This window comes from Lysinibacillus sp. NPDC056185, from assembly GCF_047737915.1.
Taxonomy (GTDB): domain Bacteria; phylum Bacillota; class Bacilli; order Bacillales_A; family Planococcaceae; genus Lysinibacillus.
Genome location: NZ_JBLLLQ010000026.1, coordinates 23,111 through 45,567, shown reverse-complemented (window position 1 = coordinate 45,567; position 22,457 = coordinate 23,111). Strand labels below are relative to the sequence as shown.

The following is a 22,457-nucleotide window of genomic DNA, read 5'->3' as shown; positions in this document are numbered from 1 at the left end:
TACTTTAAGTGTTCTACTTTTTATTAAAAATACTAATTGAACTGCAGTTAAGTCATTAAAATCCCAATCTGCCAATCTATTTAGAAGCGATCAGACGGGAGATCACTATTTAAACCGTCTTCCATCTTGCCATTGCAATTCACAAACTCCATGTAGTTTCGTTAAATTAAATATGCATTACGTGTTTGCAAAGGATCGTATGTCCTTTACTGGTTCCGTTGGCTTGATTTAGAGAAAAACGTAGCATTTGAAAAACGAGTGGAGCAAATGCTTATTTCAGCGTGTCAAAAATCGAACTATAATACTGTCAATTCTTTAAGGGCTACTTAGTAAGGAATTAAAAAGAGGATAGCGAAAAATGCTACCCATCTTGTTTTAATTAGCTTTCGGCAATACCGTAAGCAAGTAATAAAATATACCCGATGATACAGATTGCACTAATGTTAAGTATTATTAGTAGCCATTTTAATAAACCTTTTTTTGCTTTTAATCCTAAAAAAGCTCCTAATAATGGGAACAAAAACATTGAAAGAATATATGGTTTACCTAATGCTCCTAACGACACTCCATTCCACATTGTAAAAAACATAACAACGAAGATTAATAAAGTAGTAAGTGAAAGAACACTATATTTATTAATTCGGGTTCATCTCCCTAAAAGTTGGTTGTTATTCCTAATTTATTATATTCAAACCTTTATACAATGACCGTTTAATTCCTTTTATGTCATTATAGTATCACAATATTACTTTTTGGCTTAAAAGCAACAAAGTTTACGAAAACAGCCTCAATAAAAAAGACCATCAAAAATGATGGTCCTACTTCACAAACTATCACAAAGTCATTAAAAACAAAGGACATTATAGCTAATAAAATCCTTCATCTTTAATTTTTTTGTTCCATAATATTTCTAACAAACAATTGCTTATTTTTATGAGCAATTGTACTTACTATCGCAAGTAATAGCCCCGAAATAACGAATACAATTCTAATTCCTAACAAATCTGCTAATAGTCCCATAACAAGAGAGCCAACGCCAAAAATCCCAGTTCCGATAGCACCTAACGAGGTATAAACAGTTGACAACTGTTCTTTTTGCACACTAGTTTGTATAACCGTTTGTTGAGGAATTTTTTTAATTTGTCCAAAAAGCCCTACACAGAGAGATAAAAGTAAGGAAATGATTGGAATGCTGTTTAGGCTAAATAATATTGTGAATAAGAAACTTGCGAATGAACCGAAAAAAATATGATGTGATGGGGGTTTCCTCTCTGGATATGCTTCGTGCCATTGCCGAAGGTGAAAATGATCCAGAAAGGTTGGCTAGTTTCGCTAGACGTTCAATGAAAAAGAAAAAAGCAGCGCTTGAACTCGCACTTCGTGGCTATATCCAACCACTTCAACGACTAATGATTAAAACCATTCTTACTCATATTGGTTTTCTGACTGCACAAATTGAATTGTTAAATCCAGAAGTAACTTGCCGGCTTTCCACACACCAAGAAGATATCGAAAGATTGGATTTCATCCCTGGAATTGACACTCGAATGGTAGAACAAATCATAGCTGAAATCGGAACTGATGTAGAAAAGCAATTTCCAAGTGCAGCACATCTCTGTTCTTGAGCAGGACTAGTACCTGGACACAATGAAAGTGCAGGAAAAAGGAAATCCTCTACTATGAAAAAAGGTAATAAATAATTGAAATCGGCTCTAATCGAAGTAGCTCATTCCGACAGAGGAACTAAAACCTATCTAGGCGCATTATATAAACGGACTGCAACTTGAAAGGATAAAAAACGAGCTGGAATATCCGTTGCTCATGCCATCTTACGCGTTGCTTATTACCTTTTAACGCGGAAAGAAATGTATGTAGACTTGGGCGAAGACTACTTTGATAAACAAAAAGAACAATCCATTATTCGATATTCTGTTCGAAGACTTGAAAGTTTGGGTTACAATGTGACCATCACTGAACTTGGTGATTCCTAATACAATCTAAAACCAGATCTCTATTTAGGCGCTACCATTTTTTTGAATATAAAGGTCGCGTTTATTTTAGCATAGACTTTTTTAGTGCCAGAGATTTTATTTTCATGGGAGTTAAATAATAAAAAAGGCTCTAATTTACCAAAGTCTAATAATAATTCTCAACTTTTTTGGGGGCTAACGTCTGAAACACCTTCCATTATTGGTTTCTATTTGTTTTTATGGAACATTTATAAACAGTGTCTCCAAAAGACCGAATGTCGTTTAGATAATCGTATCCATCAGATGAACCATAACGGTTGAACATTCTTACTGCTACTACGTTTTCCTCTGGAATGACGAGTAGAGCTACATTTGTGTAACCGAGTAATTGATAGGAACCTTTTGGAACTGTATCGCCTATTTGGTTAAAGGTATGGTTAGTGTCTTTAACAAACCATAAAAATCCATTCTTATGAATAGGAAGTCTCGGGTTAGGAGTCTGAATGGATGTTGCCATTTGAATGATTTCTTTAGGAATAAGCTGTTTTCCTCCCCATTTCCCTTCTCTTAAATGAAGGTAACCCCATAAGGCAAGCTCTTGTGCAGACACATACATATTCATTCCAGAACCATCTACTACATCCGTCTCAGTCCAGAAGGGGTTATCTGTATCGCGAATAGTGTTTGCGATTTTTGAATGCGGTTGACTCATCTTAATCCATTCTGTCGATTGAAAGCCGACTGGCACAATGACCTGCTCTTTTACAATATCAGCAACGGACATTCCCGTTGTTTTTTTAATAATCGTTGTCAACAAATCAATACTGGGACCTCTATATGCCCATGATTCACCAGGTTTATATTCACTTACTAGTTTGCCATCAGCTATTTTAAGTCCATGTGTGTGGGTTAATAAATGACGAATGGTTACTCCTTCATATGCGGATAAATTAGATTCTTCAACAAACGGTCGAATCGGATCATCAATGGAAAAGTAGCCATTGTATATCGCGTACGCAGCAGCAAAACCGATATAAGCCTTTCTTACAGATGCAATGTGGAATTGAGTGTCTGCTTTAACATCTCGAGCATGTTTAGCATTAGACTGTTTACCAAAATAAGACTCTGTTACGATTTTGTCGTTATGGATGATAAATAGAGCAGCACCACTGGAACCCAACTTTTTAGCACTTTCTTTCACATGAGTTTGTACATCTTCAAATAAGTTTGTGTAATCATTTTTTAATAGCAATTTTTTCACTCTCCTTTGAAAATTAAAAAATGCCCCCAATATGATTGAAGGCACTGTGCAGCATTACTGTTTTTATCCATTAAGGACAACAAAAGTTATCTTACTTATGTCACCTAATTATGTATTATGAATGTAGCATACCCCAATAATTTCCGCAATGCTCTGTTATATAAACCAAACATCATATACACTTTAGTTACCATTTCTTCCACTAAACTGCGCCGTTAGTTTAATAAAGAAAAAAGAGCTGCATATGCAACTCAATGATCTTCAAGTAAAGCACCCGATGGTTTAAGAACCTTTGCCTTCTCTCCATATTATTCATCTTGTTGGTTTTGAACGAATTGTTCACCTAAAAGCATTTTTTCTACGTCTTCGCTTCGTTTCTCTAAAATATCCTCTACGGTGTTATCACGAACTATCAGACTAAACGTTTTTTTGTACATTTTAGGTTGCCGTGTTTTCTCAATGTTATTAAGCTTATAAACACGTTTTTGTTGTCGGAAATCGACTAGTGCATCTGGATGAGTATTTTCCTAATGGATGCTCATATTTCTACCTGTGGAGTTAACGATATAAGAAAGTGGGAAGTTACATAACTCGACCACCTTTGGTTTGCAGTCATATCAATCAAATTCACTATTATTTCACTAGTTTTTACCTTCGAAAATTGGCTCCAAATAATACTGCAGGTATGCCTCCATAAAGTTCAAGAGAAATCTATTTTCTGTAACGAACGTTATTTCATGACGATGTGTATTATTTTTGATCCACGCTGTTGTATTATGTATATTAAGAGTCGTCACTGAATTTGTACTCATTAAATTCCCTAGTGGTTTAAACTATAATTTATTTTAATTTCTTTTTATTTCCTTTTGATGAAAAGCCATTCGATTTTAATAATCTATAAATACGTTCTACTTCCCCTCTAGTACAAGGGAAAGGTCCCAAAATTTCTTCATCTAAAATCAAGACAAACTCTTTCGATGTTTTTACAACAGCAAATTTTCCGTTATCAATAGAATACATATCCATAATCAATTCCCCTTATTTTTAAATTAATTGCAAACTAAACTTTGCATATTCAAGGAAGTTTGAGGCTGCTGCAAGTCGGTTAGCTTCAGTCTGCACGTCATAACGCTCAGCCAGCGTTAAAATTTAGGCTTACAAAATTGGAACGCTCATAGAATCCAATTAACTCATTGCAATGACAGTAATAAGACCAGCCCCTTTAAAACGGTTCAGTAAATGTGAAGAGCAACTGGATAATTGCTTGAACGATAAAAATAGAATGATTCTTATGGTTACTACACCAAATCCTGTTTTTTAAAAATCGGAAAAGAGGAAAATTTACAAATGTTCCGCCAAAGCAATAAGGTAAACGGTTAAAAGTAAATAAGTAAATCCCCCTAAAACCATTGAAACATTATGGTTTTAGGGGGAAAAGTGAAGGGTTTCGCATTGTAAGATGTATTCTTGTAAATAGACTATATTTTTATTTTTTTAATTGGTCATATAGTTGATCCATTGCCATTGAGTTCCCAAGAGCTGAATAGTCTAACCAAGGTTGATCTGAAACAACAAAAATTTGGCCCTTTTGAACAGCTTTTAGAGATTTCCATATAGATGATTCAGCAAGTTCTTTGTATACTTTTTCAGCTTCTTCGTTGCTATTTACTACAACAAATATAATATCTGCATCGTAATCACCAATAACTTCTTTTGATATCACTTGATAAGGCTCTTCTGTACCCATTTCTGTAATTCCTGTAGCAGGTTCAAGATTTAAGTCTTTAAATAATATTGGGCCCATTGGTCGTGCTGTTGAGAAAACACGTAATTCTTTATCTGTAACACGGATTGCCATTGCTGTTGCATCTTCACCATATTGTTTAGCAAGTAAAGATTTTACTTCCTCCGTTTTCTTTTCGTAATCTGCAATAAATTGTTTCGCTGATTCTTCTTTTTTGAATTTTTCTCCAAGTAATGTTAAATGATCACGCCATGTTCCTTCATCTAAATTATATAGTTGAACGGGTGCAATTTTTTTGTAGTGTTCTAAATTCGCTGCTGCAAATTCTTCATCTGCAACGATAACATCTGGTTCGGAGGAAAGTAATGATTCCATATCAACATCTTTTGCAGGGCCATATTTTGTAGCTTCTGTTAAGTATGGAGCTGCTTGTGGTAAAAAATCACCTAATGAACCGCCTACTACAGAACCAACGGGGGTAATATCTAGGGCAATTAAGTCATTTGTTAAGTGAATTGATAAAGAGCCAATACGTTGTTCTTCAACTACTTTCGTTGTTGAATTAGATGTTGTTGATTCTTCATTTCCACAAGCACCTAAAATTGCTGTTAATAGAGCTAAAGTTACTGGTAAATACCATTTTTTCATATTGTTATACACTCCTGTTGTTTTTTAATAGTAAATAAATAAAATAAGGTCCTCCAATGAAGGATACCAATATACCTGCTGGGATTGGGTTTGCTTCAAATAGAGAACGACCAATCGTATCAGAAAGTAGTAAAATGCCAGCGCCAATCAATGCAGATAAAGGTAGGTTAAGGCGATAGTCACTGCCAACTAATTGACGTGCCAAATGTGGCGCTAAAAGTCCTAAAAAGCTAATATTACCTACGATGGCTACTGAAACGCTTGATAACGCCACAGCCAATATCAATGCGCTATTTTTGGTGCGCTTTACATTAATTCCCGTTGTTTGAGCGAATGCCTCTCCAACTTGTAAAAGGTTTAATCGATGCGCTAAGTGATAGGCAAGAAAACTAAATAGAGCAACCCACGGAATTAAAATAGAAACATGAATCCAATGACGTCCCCAAATATTCCCAAGTAACCAACTAGCTGCAAAAGAATAAGTATCTTTACTTAAACGTAATGATAAAAATAGCGTTATTGCATTAAAAAGTGCCGATACAGCAATACCAATTAAAATCAATTTATTTGTATTGATACCGCCATTTTTTGATTTTGCTAAATAAACAATCAAAACGGCGGCCAAAGCACCACCTGAAAAGGCGAATAAAGGTATTAAAATTTCAGAATATAAAAATTTTTGACTGAAAAAGCTCATGAATATAATTAATCCACATGAAGCACCCGCATGGAGACCTAATAAACCAGTATCCGCTAAATGGTTGCCCGTATAGGATTGGAGTAATGATCCTGCCACAGCGATACCAGCACCACCGACTAATGCCATCAAGATGCGGGGTAATCGATACTCAAATAATACGAGTATACTATTATCCTGCCCCTGACCAAATAGGATATTCACCACTTCTGGTAAAGAAAGTTGATAGCTTCCTGTGTTAATTGAAAAGAAAAATGTTAGAAAAATGAATATCAAAGTGATCGAGATGTATAATAGAAATGGAATTTTTCGTTTTGGTGCCATTTAAGTTCCCTCCAGTTTCTTCGCGACAAATAGAAAAAATGGCACACCAATAAAGGCAATTAATATTCCTAATGCAAGCTCTTTAGGTGCAAAAATTATTCGAGCTGATAAATCAGCGATTACTACAAGTGTACTCCCTAATAAAGCGCTTACTGGAATATTCCAACGGTAATCATGTCCAACAAATTTACGTGAAAGATGAGGGATAATTAGTCCAACAAAACTAATAGAACCAGCGACTGCAACTCCGACACCACCAAGTAAAACGATAACCCCCATACTTGTGAATAGTAAGAACTTAATGTTAATACCTAAACTCGATGCCATTTCTTGGCCTGTACTTAAAATCGTTAATTGCTTACCAAGTAATGTTGCAATAATGATGGATACGATAACGATAGTAATCAATAAAGGAAGTTGCCCCCATGTAACACCTGCAACTCCACCTGCATACCAAAAAGCCAATTCTTGATTCAAATCAAAATAAATGGCAATACCAGAACTAATTGCATGTAGAAATGCAGCAATCACTGCCCCAGCAATTGTAAATGTTAAAGGGGAAAGATTCCTACGAGCGACTATACCGATTGAAAAGACAAGGAGGGTCGATAGTGCGGCCCCGATGAATGAAAAGAACGTAAGCCAACCGTAGGAAATCGCTGGATAAAATGCAAAACAGATAGTCACAAGAAGTACTGCCCCACCGTTGACTCCTAAAATGCCTATATCAGCAAGGGGATTACGTGTGATTGCTTGAATTACTGTACCAGCGACTGCGAAAGCAGCTCCAACAAATACGGCCCCTAACACTCGTGGTAATCGAACTTCATAAATGATCTGATGTAAGTTATCCTCTGAGTTGTATTGGAAAATGGATGTCCACACTGTGATAAAGGGAATATTTTTAGCCCCTATACTGATTGCAAAAATAATGGAAGCAAAACAGATAATTAAAAGTACGAATATCGTGATCCATTTGTGCCAAGTTGTCATCTCATCACCTCTTATAAACTAGTGTCGTAAGATAGACAAATTGGTTTTTTAGTATAAGGATCTTCACTAATGACAGCATCTATTTGAAAAACCCGCTTTAAATTATCAGTAGTCATCACTTCATCAACGGTTCCAGCTTTTACGATTTGACCAGAATTCATTGAAATCATATAGTCTGAATATCTAGCTGCTAAATTTAAATCATGTAGTACCATAACAATTGTACGATTTTCTTCCACATTCAATTGTTTAAGAAGTTTCATTAAATCAAGTTGATGTGCAAGGTCCAAATAGGTTGTGGGCTCATCTAAATAAATAATGTCCGTTTGCTGAGCTAATGCTAAAGCGACCCAAACGCGTTGACGTTGCCCACCCGACAATGAATCAACAATAGAATTTTCTACGTCATTTAACTTGGTCTTGGAGATTGCCCAGTTAATAATTTCTTGATCTTGAGAGCTTAAAATACCGAAATTCCCTTGATGGGGATACCTTCCGTAAGCAATAAGTTCACGTACTGAAATGTTAGAAGGTGCAATCTGAGACTGCGGAAGTAATGCCATTTTTTTCGCCAAATCTTTTGTTTTATATGAGGTTAAAGCTTGTCCATCTAATAAAATTTGACCTTTGGAATAAGGCAATATTTTTGTTAGAGCCTTTAATAAAGTTGATTTTCCACAACCATTCGGTCCAATAATTGTTGAAATACTATTATCTGGAATATGTAATAATAGGTCTCTAAGAATAATATTTTTATCATATTTTACTTCGATGTCGTGTGCAGAAATTCGAAACAATTTGTTAGTCTCCTTTTACTGAGAATGATTATCATTATCGAATTGTATTCTATTTGCATTTTAAAGTCAACATAGTATTAAAAAATAAGTTATTTAAATATAAGTTAAATTAAACATCGTTTATTCATTTTCATCCACTTATAAAAGCGTTTAAATATAGCTAAGAAAGGTACATTCAGTTTATTCTACTCTGAACTCTATTCTATTCTTTTCCTTCTAGAACCCCCAAAAATGCTATCTTCAACTGTATCAATCTTTATACAGAATTCACTTGTACAGTTACCTGCATTAGCTTGGACTGGAGGGAGGTTTTCAACAGTATTGCTATTAACAATTGAACCTGGTAATTCATCATCTAAAATGGTTATTTTATAAGGCTCTTTTCGTATAGATTGTTGCTATCAGTTCTTGCCTGTGCGGGTCTTAAGCCGAGGTAAGAGCGTAGTATATGTTATTTGGAATTTCAGTAATAGAGTTACCATATAAATGAATAAGGAGGCGAAAAAAATGTTTAATAAAGACTCAGAAGGCCTACCGGTTGCAGTCTTTTCTATTAATTGGTTATTTTAAGGATATAGAGATGGAATTGCTTGACACCAATCAACTGAAGGAATATCTTGCTATATCCGGCAAGCACTTAAAACCAGCCAGTCTTGCACACCGTACTCGCTTTATGAAATCATTTTTTCGTTGGTCTCATGAAGAAGGATACCTGAGTAAGAATCCAACTTCCAAAATTAAAGAACCGAAAGTAGGAAAGCGGATACCCAAGTATTTAACCGAACGGGAGATTGAACACCTCCGTGAATCCTGTCATTCCGCAATGGAAAAAGCAATTTTCGAATTCATGTTTTCTACTGGTTGCCGAATTAGAGAAATAGTTGCATTAGAAAAGAACCATATTAATTGGTCCAATCAATCCGCAATCGTTAGAGGAAAAGGTGATAAGGAAAGGGAGGTTTATTTTAATACGCGTTGTGACATATGGGTTAAACGTTATATTGAAAGCCGTACTGACAATAATCCTGCCATCTTTGTGACAGTAAGGCAGCGACATAAAATGAGTGTTGCCCAAATGCGATACATCATCAAGCGGATATCAAATCGTGCTGAAATCAATAAAGAAATTCATCCACACCAACTTAGACACAGCTATGCAACTCATTTGTTGAACAATGGAGGATAGAAAGTCTTATGGGGCATGAGAAAAGCGAAACAACTAGGATCTACGCTCAATTAAGCGGGAGGCTAAGGAAAGAGTATTATCAGAAGTACTTTTAAATGTAAAAGGAGCAATGTCTTAAAAGACTTTGCTCCACTTGACAAAAGCCCCCGTTAGTACAATAAGTTCAATAAAAAAGACCATCAAAATTGATGGTCCTACTTCACAAACTATCACACAGTCATTAAAAACAAAGGACATTGTAGCTAATAAAATTCTTCATTTTTAATTTTATTGTTCCATAACATTTCTAACAAACAATTGCTTATTTTTATGGGCAATTGCACTTACTATTGCAAGTAATAGTCCCGAAATAACGAATACAATTCTAATTCCTAACAAATCCGCTAATAGTCCCATAATAAGAGAGCCAATGCCAAAAATCCCAGTTCCGATAGCACCTAATGAGGTATAAACAGTTGACAACTGTTCTTTTGACACACTAGTTTGTATAACCGTTTGTTGAGGAATTTTTTTAATTTGTCCAAAAAGCCCTACACAGAGCGATAAAAGTAAGGAAATCATAGGAATACTGTTTATGCTAAATAATATTGTGAATAAGAAACTTGCGAATGAACCGACAAAAATAAAGGTTCCTAATTTCTTTTCAACAAAAGAAGAAAATTTAATACAATAAGCACTTCCTAAAATCAGACCTAAAAAGTTAGCTCCATTGATAAATCCCCACCATTTTTCATCAACGTTCAAAGCATCGTTGACAAACACATATAAAATAGCAGCTATCCAAACCGTTGCTGCAATTGTTTCCAAAAATTCTATCCAAGCTATCCTTCTTAATACCGGAGTATTAGATAAAGTTTTCCAACCCTCTTTAATCTTTTCTAGTTTCCCTTTTAACTCGGTTGTTTCATAGATTACACTTTCTAAAAAGCAAAGTAATATGCTTGCAATTACAAATAAACATCCAACTAACCAAATAAGTTGTTGAGAACTCATAATAATTAGCAATGAACTTCCTACGAACCACATACCTGCTTCTATGACCTGCGTAATAGTTTCTGAAATTCCATTAGCTTGAATTAGATGTTCAGGTTTAACATAGTATGGAGTCAATGTCTGTCTTATTGGATTTGCACAACCGTCAAAAAAGGCAATCAATCCTATTATTAAAAAGATAAAATAATAATTAGCTGCTGTTAAACCAATTAACATAAATCCTAGAATAAAGAGTAAAATCGTTTTTACAATTTGTGACCCAGCAAGTAACCATTTAAGATTTAATTTCTCAACCAAAAGAGGTGTCAGCAGACTGGATATAAACATAGAAGAAGCAATCGTAAATGGCACAAACGATGCTGCAAATGTAGAACCTGTTAATACAAAAATTGTACTTATAACACTGACTATATATAATACATCGCCTATATTAGCGAGTGACTGACCCAATAGTAATAAAGAAAAATTTCTATTCAATTTCATTATATATCCCCCAATATTTCATTCGAATTTTGGCTTAATAGGGGAATATTAGATTGGACTATTCATTAAAATTCAACTCCTATCATATATCGGACAAATCTGGGGGATGTAGATTTATCACAAGTTTTGTATCATCATAAATATTTATATGAATTATAGCATTGTTTTCAAATATATTACATTAATATCCATATATAATTAATAACTGATATAAGCTCCTTTTAAATTACTGCAACATTAGATTGATTTAATTGTTGTAGTAAATAGGGTCATCTATGGTAAAAAAGAGGATAGAAGAGCTTATTCATTTAAGCTCTTCTATCCTTTTAATTTCTAAACATATAATGTGTGACATTAAATAAGAATTCACTATTTAAAATAGTTTCAGCCTATAACTTGACTTTTAATAAAACCTATTTGCTTAGCTGGGTTTATTTTAAAATTATGCCTTAATTCTTCCCATGACAATCGTATTATAATAGTTGCCATCTGAAAGGAGTTTATCATTTTTTAAGACTCCTTCAACTTCAAAGCCAAGCTTTTTATAGAGCAAAATTGCTTTGTCATTTGTCTCTACAACTTGCAAGGCCATTTTTTTTATGTCATTCGTGTCAGCCCACTCTATCGATGCTTTCAAGAAATTTTTTCCTATCCCATAGCGCCAAAATTCCTTTAAAACACCTACACCAAATTCTACTTTATGAGCAATTCTTTTTAATGGAGATCCCGCACATCTAGAAAATCCAACAATGCGATTATCAACTACTGCTACTAAACACAAATTCCTTGGACTTACCGTGTCTTCCTTAATGATTTCTTCAAATCCTGTCGTATCGATGAAGCCTTCCCCTTGTTCCCTATCGAAGTTTTCCGTCTCTCCATCAAGTTGTAGCCTCAGATCTGATAATGCTTGGGCATCTTCTATATTGGCAGATCTAATTGTATAATGAAGTTCATTTACATTAAATTCTTGGCTGTTTATGCGCATTATTGAAACCTCTTTTACTTAGTTTGAAAAAAGTACTTGGCTGAATGTTCACGAATCGATTGTGCCAAACAGACTCGTGGTGCTTTATAATTTGCTGTGCATTTAATACGCGACTATCTAGTGTGGTATGTGCACCTTCAACTAAAATATTATGCTGGTATCCACGACTATAGGCATTTCGGATGGTCGTATCAAGACAAAATTCTGTTTGAGCACCAGCGAAAATAAGCTGCTCAATTTGTTGTTCCTGTAAGTATTGCGCTAGTTCCGTTTGATAGAATGCATCCCACGTTGTTTTTTGAATCACTTTATCCTCTGGTTGTCGTAGAAGCCCATGATATAGATCCCAGCCTGGCTTTCCAAACGCAAAATCGTCATCTTTATTTGAATCCGTATGCTGGATAAAAATAATCGGAACTTCACTATTACGAGCCCAAGTTATTAACATATTAATGTTTTCTAATACTTTTTCGTAATCAAATAAGTAGTTTTCACTATCCAAAAAGAATGCTTCCTGCATATCCACGATAATTAATGCCTGCTTCATATAGTTCTCCTTTAGGAATCTGACTTTAATTCTCTTATTGTACAGAAAAATGTTTTCCGTTTAAAGGGAATTTTGAGAAATATATACGAATAGCTCATCAACTTTACGTGTCGTTGATTTCCGTTCCGGCTTATACTTTCTTGAGAGCGTCAGGTGAGCCGCATCCTTTCTAAAGCATCTACTGAGTCAAGATAAAACCCCCTCCACAGCACGATGCCATGAAGGGGGGAAACAACATTTTATTTCATTAATTCTTCAACAAATTCAACTGGTACATATGTTTTTGTTGGTTCTAATAAAGCTGGTGCTACTTCAAAATGACGAAGTGCTTTATTATAGCCATATTCTTTTTGATCACGTGTAATTGTATAAGATAATGCGCCTTTAGAAATAATTGCGCCATTTCCTGTTGATTCTACTTTAAAGCCTAACTCTTCGGCAATTAAACGCAGTGGTACCATTTTAGTACCTTCGACCTCATAAAAGTCTTTATTTATAATTTCTTGTACAGCAGCTTTAGATGGATCCAATTCACCCGGATCAACCTCACCTGGCTCTTGTGCAATCGTATCTAAAACGACAACTTTTGAAGGTGGTGTTTGTGCTGGGATACTCATTGTTGCAATTGTATAGAACACTAGTAAATGTTGTTCTGCTAAATCCTCTGCCTTTACCTTTTTACCAGATAGGCTGAGTAATTCCGTTTCTTTACCAACATTTAATTTTAGCGTGTTATCAGTATTCACTAATTCTTTATTGAATAAGTCTACTTCAACTGTTCCCATTTCTTTTGTTTCAACAATAATTACCTCTGGGTTATATTGTGGTGGATAAATCATCAGCATTGGCTTATTTGCATACGTGTATGCCGTTACTTTATCACCTTTTTGTAGTTTAACTTCTTTACCAGTATTATCGAAAACTAGTGTATCGTCATTTACGACAAAAACATTTGTATTTTCTTCTTCTTTCACAGTGTAATATGTTGAATCCTCACGTTTTTCAACATTCTCAATTGTTCCAGCTATTTTAATAAAAATAGGTTGAACTTGTGGATTTTGCTCATTATTATCAGTAGCGTTCGTCACAACCGCTTCTCCTTCGTTCGCTGATGCAGTTGGAGCTACTACAGCGCCCCCGATTAATAATGCTGACATGGCAAATGGTACGACTTTCGTCATTTTCATAAAAAAAGCATCTCCTTCATTTCACGAATTCATAGTAGTAGTCGGTTATAAAAGGAAAAGGTTACAACATTACCAACATTTTTTTCATTGCGCTAAAAAAGCCGTGATTCTTTTACGATGAAGAATCACGGCTTTCTCTTATGCTGTTTGGATGAGTATTTTGTTTGGTTCGCGGGTATTTGCTCTTCTTCCGCAGGTATTTCCTTGCTTCGCGCGAGTATTTCACTGCTTTGAGCGAATATTCACTCTCCTTCCGCGAGTATTTCCTTGCTTCGCGCGGGTATTCGCTCTCCTTCCGCGGGTATTTCCTTGCTTCGCGCGAGTATTCTCTCTCCTTCCGCGAGTATTTCCTTGCTTCGCGCGAGTATTCGCCCTGCTCCCGCGAATATTTGCTCATCTTCAGCGGGTATTTCCTCTTCTTCCGCGGGTATTCGCCCTTCTTTCGCGAGTATTCGCTCACCTTCCGCAAGTATTTCCTTCCTTGCTTCGCGCGAGCATTCGCCCTCCTTCCGCGGGTATTTCACTGCTTCGGGCGAATATTCGCCCCGATTCGCTCGGGTAATTGCATTTAATCACATTAATTTAGAACATAAATTGCAGTAGATTTAATATACGCTGTAAAAAATATTCACGCTCATTTTGTTTTTTCCTTATTTTCAAAGCCATATCTGGGAGATCGGTGATGACTCCGTTGACATTTTTCCGAATAAATTCGTGTAATGACTGATCTTTATTTAATGTCCAGACAAACAAATCAATTTTTTGTTGCTTCATCTCTGAGATTAGTTGATCTGTTACCCATGCTTCCTCAAGTGATATAAAATCAACCGTTTCATCCATCGGCCCGATGTTTAATGCATAGACAATCCCAACACGTAAGTTCGGTGCCAATTTTTTTAACTGTGACATCATTTGTGGGTCTGATGATTGCACATAATACGTATCGAGCACCTTATAAGCTTTTAGTTTATCTACTAACTTGGGCAATACATCTTCCGTTTCTTTACCATGAACTTTCAATTCAATCAGTAAGGAAACATTTAAAGTTTTTGCTATTTCAATAAAATCATCTAAAGATGAAATTTTGTCATTAAAACCATTAGCATGAATCGTTAACGTCTTTAATTCACCGAGCGTCATATTAGATATAACACCATTTTTACCTGTCAGTCTTCTTAATGTTCGATCATGAAATACAACGAATTGTCCATCTACCGTTTGCTGGATATCGACCTCGATTAAGTCTGCACCTGCACTTGCTGCGCTGACAAGGCCACTGATTGTATTTTCTACATTACCCTCCGTGAAGCCACGATGAGCAATAATTTTTGTATCTGGTGCATAGACACTTTTCTCTAACGAAATGATATTCATCACACTTAAGGCGATGAAAACAACCACAACAATGAATAACAATGGCTTATAACGCCTTCTTCGAAATTTCGGTGTAAACCTTGACTTGCCTAAAACAGGTGTATTATAGATAAAAGTCACCATTACTTGTGAAAACATTGCTTGCAGTATACTAAATAACACGACGAAAACCATTTCTAAAAAAGCAAGAGTAATCGCCGCCGTGACAAGTGCTGTACTCGGTATCAAACGCTCCAATATATATAATGGCAAGGTGCTTATAAGTGTAATTCCAAGCATCACAAGTAAAAGAACCGTAACTAGCATAGCTAATAATCCAAGGAGTTTAAACAAGCCCTGCTTTGAAAAACGCCAGCTGTGTATTAATGAACGAAATAATGATATTTTGGGCTGGATTGTAAAGATCGGCAAAGCCAAAATACTGCGTATCCCTACTATTACAAAAATAATTACCACAGCGGCATAAAGTAAACGACCTGAACGACTGCTCATTATTTCATCTGTCAAAAAATGCGGAATGGATATTGCTTGTGTTAACGTTAGTGGATATATAAATGAAGCTACTGGCAATAAAAGTGCAATATAAATAAATAAAAAAATGACTTGTATACTTAAAAAAGAAATAACTTTACGATTGAGCTGCTGCCATATGTGTAGATATCGATAGCGAATTCCCCGTTGTTGATAAAAAGCCATTAAAAAAAGAAAGCCCATTTCATAATAAATAACTAGCAAAATGAGCATGATCAAAAGAATGATCATTGAGATGACAAATGGATGCGCCATAAAACTTTGAATATTTTGCTCCGTAATATGTGTGTAGCCCGTTACTCGTAGCATTAGCTTAAATACGATAGCCGTCACAGGAACAATTAATAATAACTGAAATAACTTAATCAGCGCGAAAACCTGTATATAATCGATGCGATACATATAAATATTGTAAAAGGCTTGTCGCATTACTTGTCCCTCTTTGTGCATTTACTCACCCCAGTCATACCTATCGTATCCCCTATCTTAAGCATCTTTACGATTTTTATAAGCTCTTCCAATATGATATGTAAAGCCATTTATTTCTAATTACCTTCCGCTCTTGGAATACAATTTGTTCCATATAATATGCAAGGAAAAATGATAAGATTTCTGTATTTTTAGTGTCTATAAATATTTTCTTGAAACTTTTTTGTATGTAACCCAGTAAATAATACAATCGATACAAAATAAGGGGGCTAATAATGATGAGACAAACAATGTTTAATCTTGGTGATATTATTAGTACAACCGTACTTTTTGTCATTTTCCTAGCGATATTTTTCGTGATGATTAATACGATTAAAAAAATGAAATCGACTGCTCCTTTGCCTCCCCAAGAAACACTTCAGCAAAAAGTAGATGATTTAACAACACGAGTGACAATACTCGAGCATCAAGTGAAAAATTTATCAGAAAGACGCTAGCTCCTAATAAATGAAAAAGAGGCTGGAACAAAAAGAAAAATGTTAGACCTAGATATAATCGGTCTAACATTTTTTTGATTTTAGATGGAAAATTCACTTTGATGAAGCGGGAAAAGTTATTATCTCTTTTTATTATTTTTCAAAATAAACGAGTTCTGTCCCAGCCTCTTTTCAAGTTCTTATAAAAATATTATGTCAATGAATTAGGATGGTTACTTTTAATTTCGCAAAATGTGAGGTTGATTTCCGTTATGACTGGGCGGTTTTTTCATAAATGATACGCCCATCAACAACCGTATAGGCGACTTTTACTTGTGGAATGTTTTCGATAGCTATTGTAAAAATATCTTCTTCCAAAACGGTGAAGTCTGCTGTATAGCCCTTTTCAATTTTACCTCTAACATGATCTTGCGCTATAATTTGTGCAGCTCCAACAGTATATAGTCGTACTGCCTCAAAGCGTGAAATCTTCTCTTCTGGACCGTAGCCATTATGGGATTCCCCGAAATTCCGTCTTGTTACTGCAGCATATATACCAAATAAAGGATTTGGTACTTCAATCGGGGCATCACTGCCACCTGCAACAACTAATCCACGATTTAATAGCGATTTTAACGGGTGTAATCCTTTTGCTCGTTCCTCTCCTAGCCTAGCTAGTTCTGCCTCATACTCTCCCTGCACGAATTGAGGCTGCATATCCACTGCGACAGGCAATCCAGCGAGTTTTTCTAAAATACCTTCATCGACCAAGCTACAATGAATAACACGATCTAATTGACCTTCGCGAGGCGGATGGGCGGCAAATACTTTTAAAATTGTTTCAATGGCTAAATCTCCGATGGCATGCACTGCCACTGTTTGTTCATGTTGACGTGCAAGTTGAACATATTCCTCTAATTGTTCAGTTGAATGTACGAGCATACCGCTATTGCCTGGTTCATCACAGTACGGTTCACGAAGAGCTGCAGTACGTCCTCCAAAGGCACCATCGACAAAAATCTTCATGGCACCAAACTCTAAATACGGAGAAGATGCTTCTTCCATCTTGGCAACTTCCTCAAATACCGTGTGGTGTTGTAATAAATGAACTTTAAACGCTTGCTTTGCCTCGACGATTTTCCGAAAAGCATGTATCGGTTGAAGCGGTGGCCCGTAATAGCTTAAATCCTCAGAATGACCACCTACTAAACCAAATGATTGCAAGGATGTTACCGCCTTTTCAAGAGCATCCTCAATATACTCGTGCGTAATATGAGGCATATGGTTGACAATCATATACAATGCCGCATCCTTTAAGACTCCTGTTAGCTGTCCATCCGCCTTATCAATGACCCCACCTTCTGGAGATGGTGTGTCCTTTGTTATTCTCGCAAATGCCAGTGCCTTGGAATTAGCCAAAATTAAATGATGGCAGCTACGCTTAATGATTAAATGTGCTTCACCAAGTGCATCGAGCTCGGCTAATGTTGGGAAAATAGGAACTTCAAATTGTGTCTCATTAAGCCCTATCGCAATTACCCATTCATCAGCAGGAACCTTTGTCATCCGTTCACGAATAATTGCCAGTAGCTCGTCCTTACTTCTGACGTTCGAGACATCAATATGCTTTAATTTCTCCCCGTAGCCAATGATATGTAAATGACTATCGACAAAACCTGGATACATCACATTCCCTTGTAATTGTTGAATAGAAGTAGCATGTGGCGACAAGCTATCTACTGAGCCTGTCGCCACAATTTCCCCTTCTTTTACAAGGACTGCTTCAACTGTTTCGCCAACTTGCGCCATCGTGTAAATTTTTCCACCTGTCCATAACGTTGCCAAAACAATTCCTCCTATGCAATTGCTTCTAATCAATTATGGCTTGGCATAATTGTAGCTGTCGCGCAGATAAACAATGCGTCCGGAATCGACTTTGTGCTAGCACAAAGAACTCCCTTCCGATTCCGTGACATCCGCCAGAGGCTTTGGGCCAACGTGATGTTGGTCACTCAGTCGTGTGTTGTTGCTGTCGCTTTGCTTTCCCACAGATAAATTGCCACAGGACGTGGCGTTCTTTGACTGAGTTCCTCTGTTCAGCGGGTGTTTGGAACCCGCTGAAAGAAATTAAATGTGCTCGCTCTAAGCGACGACGAACAATTACGCCAAACCATGCTGCCAGAACAGCTTTCACAATACCTACAACGATAAAAGGTACTACACCACCCATAAATGCTGCTGTCCAAGTTAAATCTCCGACAATTTTTAACCAAGTCGTTCCAAACGCCAATGTCACAACCATCCCAATGATGTTCGCAACAATTGCGTGGAACATTGTAAGCCCAAATTTATCTAAGTAAAAGCCCATTATAATGGCCGTCACAAGGAATCCAACAATATAGCCACCTGTAGGACCAACTAAAATACCCAATCCCCCTGAAAAACCGCTAAATACCGGAAGACTTGCTGCACCAAGTAAAATATAAAGCAGTACTGATAACGTACCAATTCTTGTCCCTAAAATCGTTACGACTAAGCCTACTGCTAATGTTTGTCCTGTAATTGGAATAAGTGGTAGCGGGATCGTTACTTGTGCAAGAACAGCAATAATCGCTGCACCAAATGCCGCTAACACATAATTATATGTACTACCCTTTTTCAAACTAAATGGCCTCCCTTTGTACGTTAACTCATGGTGTAAATAAGTTAACACAAAGATAAAGCAAATAAAAACTGTTGTCAATCTATTTTGAAAAATTGCTATAAAAGAAGAAATTGCTATAGTGAACTAGCAATTTCTCTTCACAAATTACCAAAGCGGATCGTTGGTAGGATCATCTTCTTGTAAATCAAAGACATATGGTGCTAATTGACGATAATAAATAAGTAATGCAACTATAAAGAAAATAATCCCAATCGTAAAATTATTAAAAATATAGTGCATAAAAGACATTAAAGGAACCGGAAATGCTAAAATGCCACCCATTTGCATAGATTTCTTTGTGCGATATTGATTTTTCCCACAATAAGGGCATTCGAGTTGTCCATTTTTTCGGTACATTTTTCGAGCTTGCTTCTCTGACCAAGCTTCCCCACACTCAATGCACACCGGTAGGCCATATCCTTTCTTGATTAGCACACGTTTAATAATAAAAGTAATACCTACAAAAAAACTAAAAAACAATATACCTTTTACGAAATCATTCTGTAAAAATGTCCATATACTCCATGTATCCGCTTCTTGCTGTAAGCTAGCTGCCTGATGACTCCCTGAATTTTTATTGTGTGATAATAAATAACTAAAACCAATGACAAAAAGCGTAAACGTTGCTAGCACAACACGATATTGCCACGGACTACTTCTTCTTTGTTTAGTTTTACTACGAGCTTTTTGGGCAATTGCTTGTTTTTTTTCATCTGTAAGCTTTACACCCCGAAGTTCATTTAGCACATCTTCTTTAAATTGATTCATGGCGTAACACCTCCCAATCATAATCACCGATTGCTGTTGCAAGTTGCTTTCTAGCACGCTGTAATCTTGTGCGTATCGTTGCCTCTGGACAACATACGAGCTGTGCAATTTCTACTGTCGTCATATCCTCAAAATAATAGAGAATCAGTACTTCCCTATATGCCACAGATAATGAAAACAAAGCTTCCACTAGCTCTCGTTTTGTAGACTTAGCAAGAAATTCTTTTTCAGGCGTAACTGCTGTCGGACGCCCTGTTATTTTTTCAAAGAGTGTCAGTCGTTTACTTTTCCAGCTACGCAAATAATCATGGCTTCGATTGACCGTCATTTTCACTAAATATGTACGTATTGATGATTCTTGACGAAATTGCTCCTGCTTTTGATAAAAGGCGATAAACACATCCTGCACAATGTCTTCAGCTGTTGCTTCATTTTTCACATATAAATAAGCAACCTTGAGTAAATAGTCACCGTGCTCTGCAATAATTTTTTCGATATCCATTTGTTGTCCCACCTTCTTTCTAAACTACTGACGGATGCCACTTCATTTCCGATTCATTTTTTCAAAAAAATTTTTAAAAAGAAAAAAATCTGCCAAACTCCAACGACTATTCGTTGAAATGAAGCAGATCCTTTATGATTGAATCCATTATGCCTCAGCGGATGTTTGGAACCCGCTGAAAGAAGTTAAAAATATTTCGCTGAATAAAACGTTTACATTTTAAAATCCGCCAGTCATCTGAACTGTTTATTTCCCACATCACTATATTTATTAAAGAACGTGATTTGGTTACGGCCATTGCGCTTGGACGTATACAGAGCTGTGTCCGCATTATGGATCAGCTCTTCGACAGCGGTAATTCGGCCTTGTTTATTTGTACTTACACCAATACTAAATTCCAACTGAACGGTCTCATTATTAATTATTAAGGACAGAGAATTTAATGTTTGATAGAGATTTTCCGTCATCGTTTGAATAGATTCACCTTCCTGTAATTTGCAAAGTACAATAAACTCGTCCCCGCCAAAACGAGCAACGATCGACTCAAATGCTTGAAAATAGTCCTTTAATGTTGTTGCAGTAATCGTTAAAGCATCATCACCAAATAAATGACCATTTGCATCATTGATTTCTTTAAAATGATCTAAATCAATCATCATTAATGCTAATTGCTGATTTTCTACTGAAGCTTTCTCCAGCATTTTCTCTGCATTCTGATCAAAATAGCGTCGATTATAAATATTCGTTAATGGATCAATGTAAGAGGTTTTTTCAAAATGTTTTTTCTGGTCATTGTACTCCATCTCAAATAATAAATGAGTATAATTTTCCCTTTGAATTTCTAATAAAATGTCAATATATTCCTTTTGTATCGAGCACAATACAAGTTTATTACCTTGCTTTTCTATTAGCTTCACCAAAGAATTGTAGATTGTTTGAAGCATAGCTAAATCATTATTTTGTAAGGCATAGTGCTTCGACTTTTGGTACAAATCAATAGCCTCGCCAATGCGTCCCTGTTTTTCACAAAGTAAAGCATAGGCATTTATAACTTCTAATTGTAGCTTTGAATAAGGTGGTTTCTGAACCGTCAATAACAGCTCTTTCAATAATTCCCCTGCTTCATCAAATTCCTCCAGGGAAATTTGTGCAACAGCTAAGTTTATTTTTGAATACATAATCCCTGAATATGGATTTTCATGTTTTTTCTCAAAATAATTAGCATAGTATAAGCTCTTTAATGCAAAATCCTTCGCTTTTTGATAGTTCCCTAAAGAGTTTTCCAAGTCGCTCAAATTATTATAAATTTTCCCTATACTATCTATATGTTGAATACGCTCAGCAATCTTTAGTCCTTTAATCATAAACTCTTTAGACTTCTTTATATGGCCAAACGTTCCCCAATAAATGGCTGCTAAAATATAATGGTGGATTAAATCAATATCATCGCCATATTGAAAGGTTAATTCGCGATACTGCTCAAGCACACTAATGGAAACTTGCAAATCACCTGTTTGGAAATAGCTTGCACAGCTATAACGCAATAACAGGATTGCTTTTTTATACATACCAAGTTCAATGGCACTTTCAATTGCGGCACTACTTAATTCTATATATTCTATAAAGCGATTCGCATCATACAATTCATTTAGTGTAATCCATAGTTCGTCAAACTCCTGTGTGTTCATACCGCCCCTCCTTATATTAACCCCTACTTCTTTAATACTATCTTTATGTGCATAATATTACAATTCCTCAGACTCATTTATTTTCAAATTAATGAGTAATTTTAACCTTAAAATACCATACAGTGATCCATTTCTCCCAAAAAGATAATACATAACCCTATAAAAAT

General features: G+C 35.9%; 20 protein-coding genes and 3 pseudogenes. 5 read left to right on the top strand and 18 right to left on the bottom strand.

The window, feature by feature from the left end; all coding sequences use genetic code 11:
- Window positions 1-204: 204 nt before the first annotated feature.
- Window positions 205-330, top strand: a pseudogene (locus ACMZ42_RS20760) (IS1595 family transposase); the annotation flags it as partial.
- A 49-nt stretch (window positions 331-379) separates the two neighbouring features.
- On the opposite strand, the gene ACMZ42_RS20755 reads toward ACMZ42_RS20760, so the two are convergent.
- Together ACMZ42_RS20755 and ACMZ42_RS20750 are read right to left on the bottom strand one after the other, a co-directional pair.
- Window positions 380-565: a hypothetical protein gene (locus ACMZ42_RS20755; RefSeq protein WP_415732634.1), complete on the bottom strand. Its 186-nt coding sequence runs from the start codon at window positions 563-565 to the stop codon at window positions 380-382.
- Between the two features lie 320 nt (window positions 566-885).
- Window positions 886-1,101, bottom strand: a complete 216-nt coding sequence (locus ACMZ42_RS20750) for a hypothetical protein (RefSeq protein ID WP_415732633.1) — start codon at window positions 1,099-1,101, stop codon at window positions 886-888.
- A gap of 131 nt (window positions 1,102-1,232) precedes the next feature.
- On the opposite strand from ACMZ42_RS20750, the gene ACMZ42_RS20745 reads away from it, so the two are divergent.
- A complete protein-coding gene (locus ACMZ42_RS20745; protein WP_415732632.1) occupies window positions 1,233-1,625 on the top strand; it encodes a hypothetical protein in 393 nt (130 codons plus the stop codon).
- A 562-nt stretch (window positions 1,626-2,187) separates the two neighbouring features.
- Here ACMZ42_RS20745 and ACMZ42_RS20740 read toward each other — a convergent pair.
- From ACMZ42_RS20740 to ACMZ42_RS20715, 6 genes are all read right to left on the bottom strand, one after another.
- Window positions 2,188-3,222, bottom strand: coding sequence for a serine hydrolase domain-containing protein (locus ACMZ42_RS20740; RefSeq protein WP_415732631.1), 1,035 nt, complete (start codon window positions 3,220-3,222; stop codon window positions 2,188-2,190).
- Window positions 3,223-4,071: 849 nt separating this feature from the next.
- Window positions 4,072-4,257, bottom strand: coding sequence for a hypothetical protein (locus ACMZ42_RS20735; RefSeq protein WP_370083549.1), 186 nt, complete (start codon window positions 4,255-4,257; stop codon window positions 4,072-4,074).
- A 460-nt stretch (window positions 4,258-4,717) separates the two neighbouring features.
- Window positions 4,718-5,623: an ABC transporter substrate-binding protein gene (locus tag ACMZ42_RS20730; RefSeq protein WP_370083551.1), complete on the bottom strand. Its 906-nt coding sequence runs from the start codon at window positions 5,621-5,623 to the stop codon at window positions 4,718-4,720.
- Between the two features lie 4 nt (window positions 5,624-5,627).
- Entirely contained in the window at window positions 5,628-6,644 is a 1,017-nt protein-coding gene (locus ACMZ42_RS20725) for a FecCD family ABC transporter permease (RefSeq protein ID WP_415732630.1), read from the bottom strand.
- Complete coding sequence (locus ACMZ42_RS20720) at window positions 6,645-7,637, bottom strand: FecCD family ABC transporter permease (protein WP_415732629.1); 993 nt, start codon at window positions 7,635-7,637, stop codon at window positions 6,645-6,647.
- A gap of 11 nt (window positions 7,638-7,648) precedes the next feature.
- Window positions 7,649-8,434 (bottom strand): ABC transporter ATP-binding protein, encoded by a 786-nt coding sequence (locus ACMZ42_RS20715; protein ID WP_323657614.1) that lies wholly within the window; start codon window positions 8,432-8,434, stop codon window positions 7,649-7,651.
- Between the two features lie 490 nt (window positions 8,435-8,924).
- Between ACMZ42_RS20715 and ACMZ42_RS20710 the strand changes: the two are divergent.
- Window positions 8,925-9,715: pseudogene (locus tag ACMZ42_RS20710) on the top strand (tyrosine-type recombinase/integrase).
- A 172-nt stretch (window positions 9,716-9,887) separates the two neighbouring features.
- Here the strand turns inward: ACMZ42_RS20710 and ACMZ42_RS20705 are convergent.
- The 4 genes from ACMZ42_RS20705 to ACMZ42_RS20690 form a co-directional block, all read right to left on the bottom strand.
- The gene (locus ACMZ42_RS20705) at window positions 9,888-11,096 is read right to left on the bottom strand and encodes an MFS transporter (protein ID WP_415732628.1); all 1,209 of its coding nucleotides are present in this window, start codon (window positions 11,094-11,096) and stop codon (window positions 9,888-9,890) included.
- 442 nt (window positions 11,097-11,538) lie between these two features.
- Window positions 11,539-12,084, bottom strand: a complete 546-nt coding sequence (locus ACMZ42_RS20700) for a GNAT family N-acetyltransferase (RefSeq protein WP_415732627.1) — start codon at window positions 12,082-12,084, stop codon at window positions 11,539-11,541.
- Window positions 12,059-12,631 carry a cysteine hydrolase family protein gene (locus ACMZ42_RS20695; RefSeq protein ID WP_415732626.1) on the bottom strand — a complete coding sequence of 191 codons (573 nt, stop codon included), beginning with the start codon at window positions 12,629-12,631 and terminating at the stop codon, window positions 12,059-12,061. The genes ACMZ42_RS20700 and ACMZ42_RS20695 overlap by 26 nt, the downstream gene beginning before the upstream one ends.
- A gap of 239 nt (window positions 12,632-12,870) precedes the next feature.
- Window positions 12,871-13,818 (bottom strand): stalk domain-containing protein, encoded by a 948-nt coding sequence (locus ACMZ42_RS20690; protein WP_415732625.1) that lies wholly within the window; start codon window positions 13,816-13,818, stop codon window positions 12,871-12,873.
- Between the two features lie 164 nt (window positions 13,819-13,982).
- Here ACMZ42_RS20690 and ACMZ42_RS20685 point away from each other — a divergent pair, with 164 nt between their 5' ends.
- On the top strand, window positions 13,983-14,390 hold the full coding sequence (locus ACMZ42_RS20685; RefSeq protein ID WP_415732624.1) for a hypothetical protein: 408 nt from the start codon (window positions 13,983-13,985) through the stop codon (window positions 14,388-14,390).
- Between the two features lie 10 nt (window positions 14,391-14,400).
- Here the strand turns inward: ACMZ42_RS20685 and ACMZ42_RS20680 are convergent, their stop codons facing one another.
- Entirely contained in the window at window positions 14,401-16,173 is a 1,773-nt protein-coding gene (locus ACMZ42_RS20680) for a glycerophosphoryl diester phosphodiesterase membrane domain-containing protein (RefSeq protein ID WP_415732623.1), read from the bottom strand.
- 254 nt (window positions 16,174-16,427) lie between these two features.
- Between ACMZ42_RS20680 and ACMZ42_RS20675 the strand changes: the two genes are divergently transcribed.
- Window positions 16,428-16,649 (top strand): hypothetical protein, encoded by a 222-nt coding sequence (locus tag ACMZ42_RS20675; protein ID WP_370083636.1) that lies wholly within the window; start codon window positions 16,428-16,430, stop codon window positions 16,647-16,649.
- A gap of 249 nt (window positions 16,650-16,898) precedes the next feature.
- On the opposite strand, the gene ACMZ42_RS20670 is transcribed toward ACMZ42_RS20675, so the two are convergent.
- The 5 genes and pseudogenes from ACMZ42_RS20670 to ACMZ42_RS20650 all read right to left on the bottom strand — a co-directional run bounded on the left by ACMZ42_RS20670 (window position 16,899) and on the right by ACMZ42_RS20650 (window position 22,290).
- On the bottom strand, window positions 16,899-18,473 hold the full coding sequence (locus tag ACMZ42_RS20670) for an amidohydrolase (protein WP_415732622.1): 1,575 nt from the start codon (window positions 18,471-18,473) through the stop codon (window positions 16,899-16,901).
- Window positions 18,474-18,753: 280 nt separating this feature from the next.
- Window positions 18,754-19,290: pseudogene (locus ACMZ42_RS20665) on the bottom strand (biotin transporter BioY); the annotation flags it as partial.
- 147 nt (window positions 19,291-19,437) lie between these two features.
- On the bottom strand, window positions 19,438-20,100 hold the full coding sequence (locus tag ACMZ42_RS20660; protein WP_415732621.1) for a TIGR04104 family putative zinc finger protein: 663 nt from the start codon (window positions 20,098-20,100) through the stop codon (window positions 19,438-19,440).
- Window positions 20,087-20,602: a sigma-70 family RNA polymerase sigma factor gene (locus ACMZ42_RS20655; RefSeq protein ID WP_415732620.1), complete on the bottom strand. Its 516-nt coding sequence runs from the start codon at window positions 20,600-20,602 to the stop codon at window positions 20,087-20,089. Before ACMZ42_RS20655 ends, ACMZ42_RS20660 begins: the two co-directional genes overlap by 14 nt.
- A gap of 233 nt (window positions 20,603-20,835) precedes the next feature.
- Window positions 20,836-22,290 (bottom strand): diguanylate cyclase, encoded by a 1,455-nt coding sequence (locus tag ACMZ42_RS20650; RefSeq protein ID WP_415732619.1) that lies wholly within the window; start codon window positions 22,288-22,290, stop codon window positions 20,836-20,838.
- Window positions 22,291-22,457: the final 167 nt, after the last annotated feature.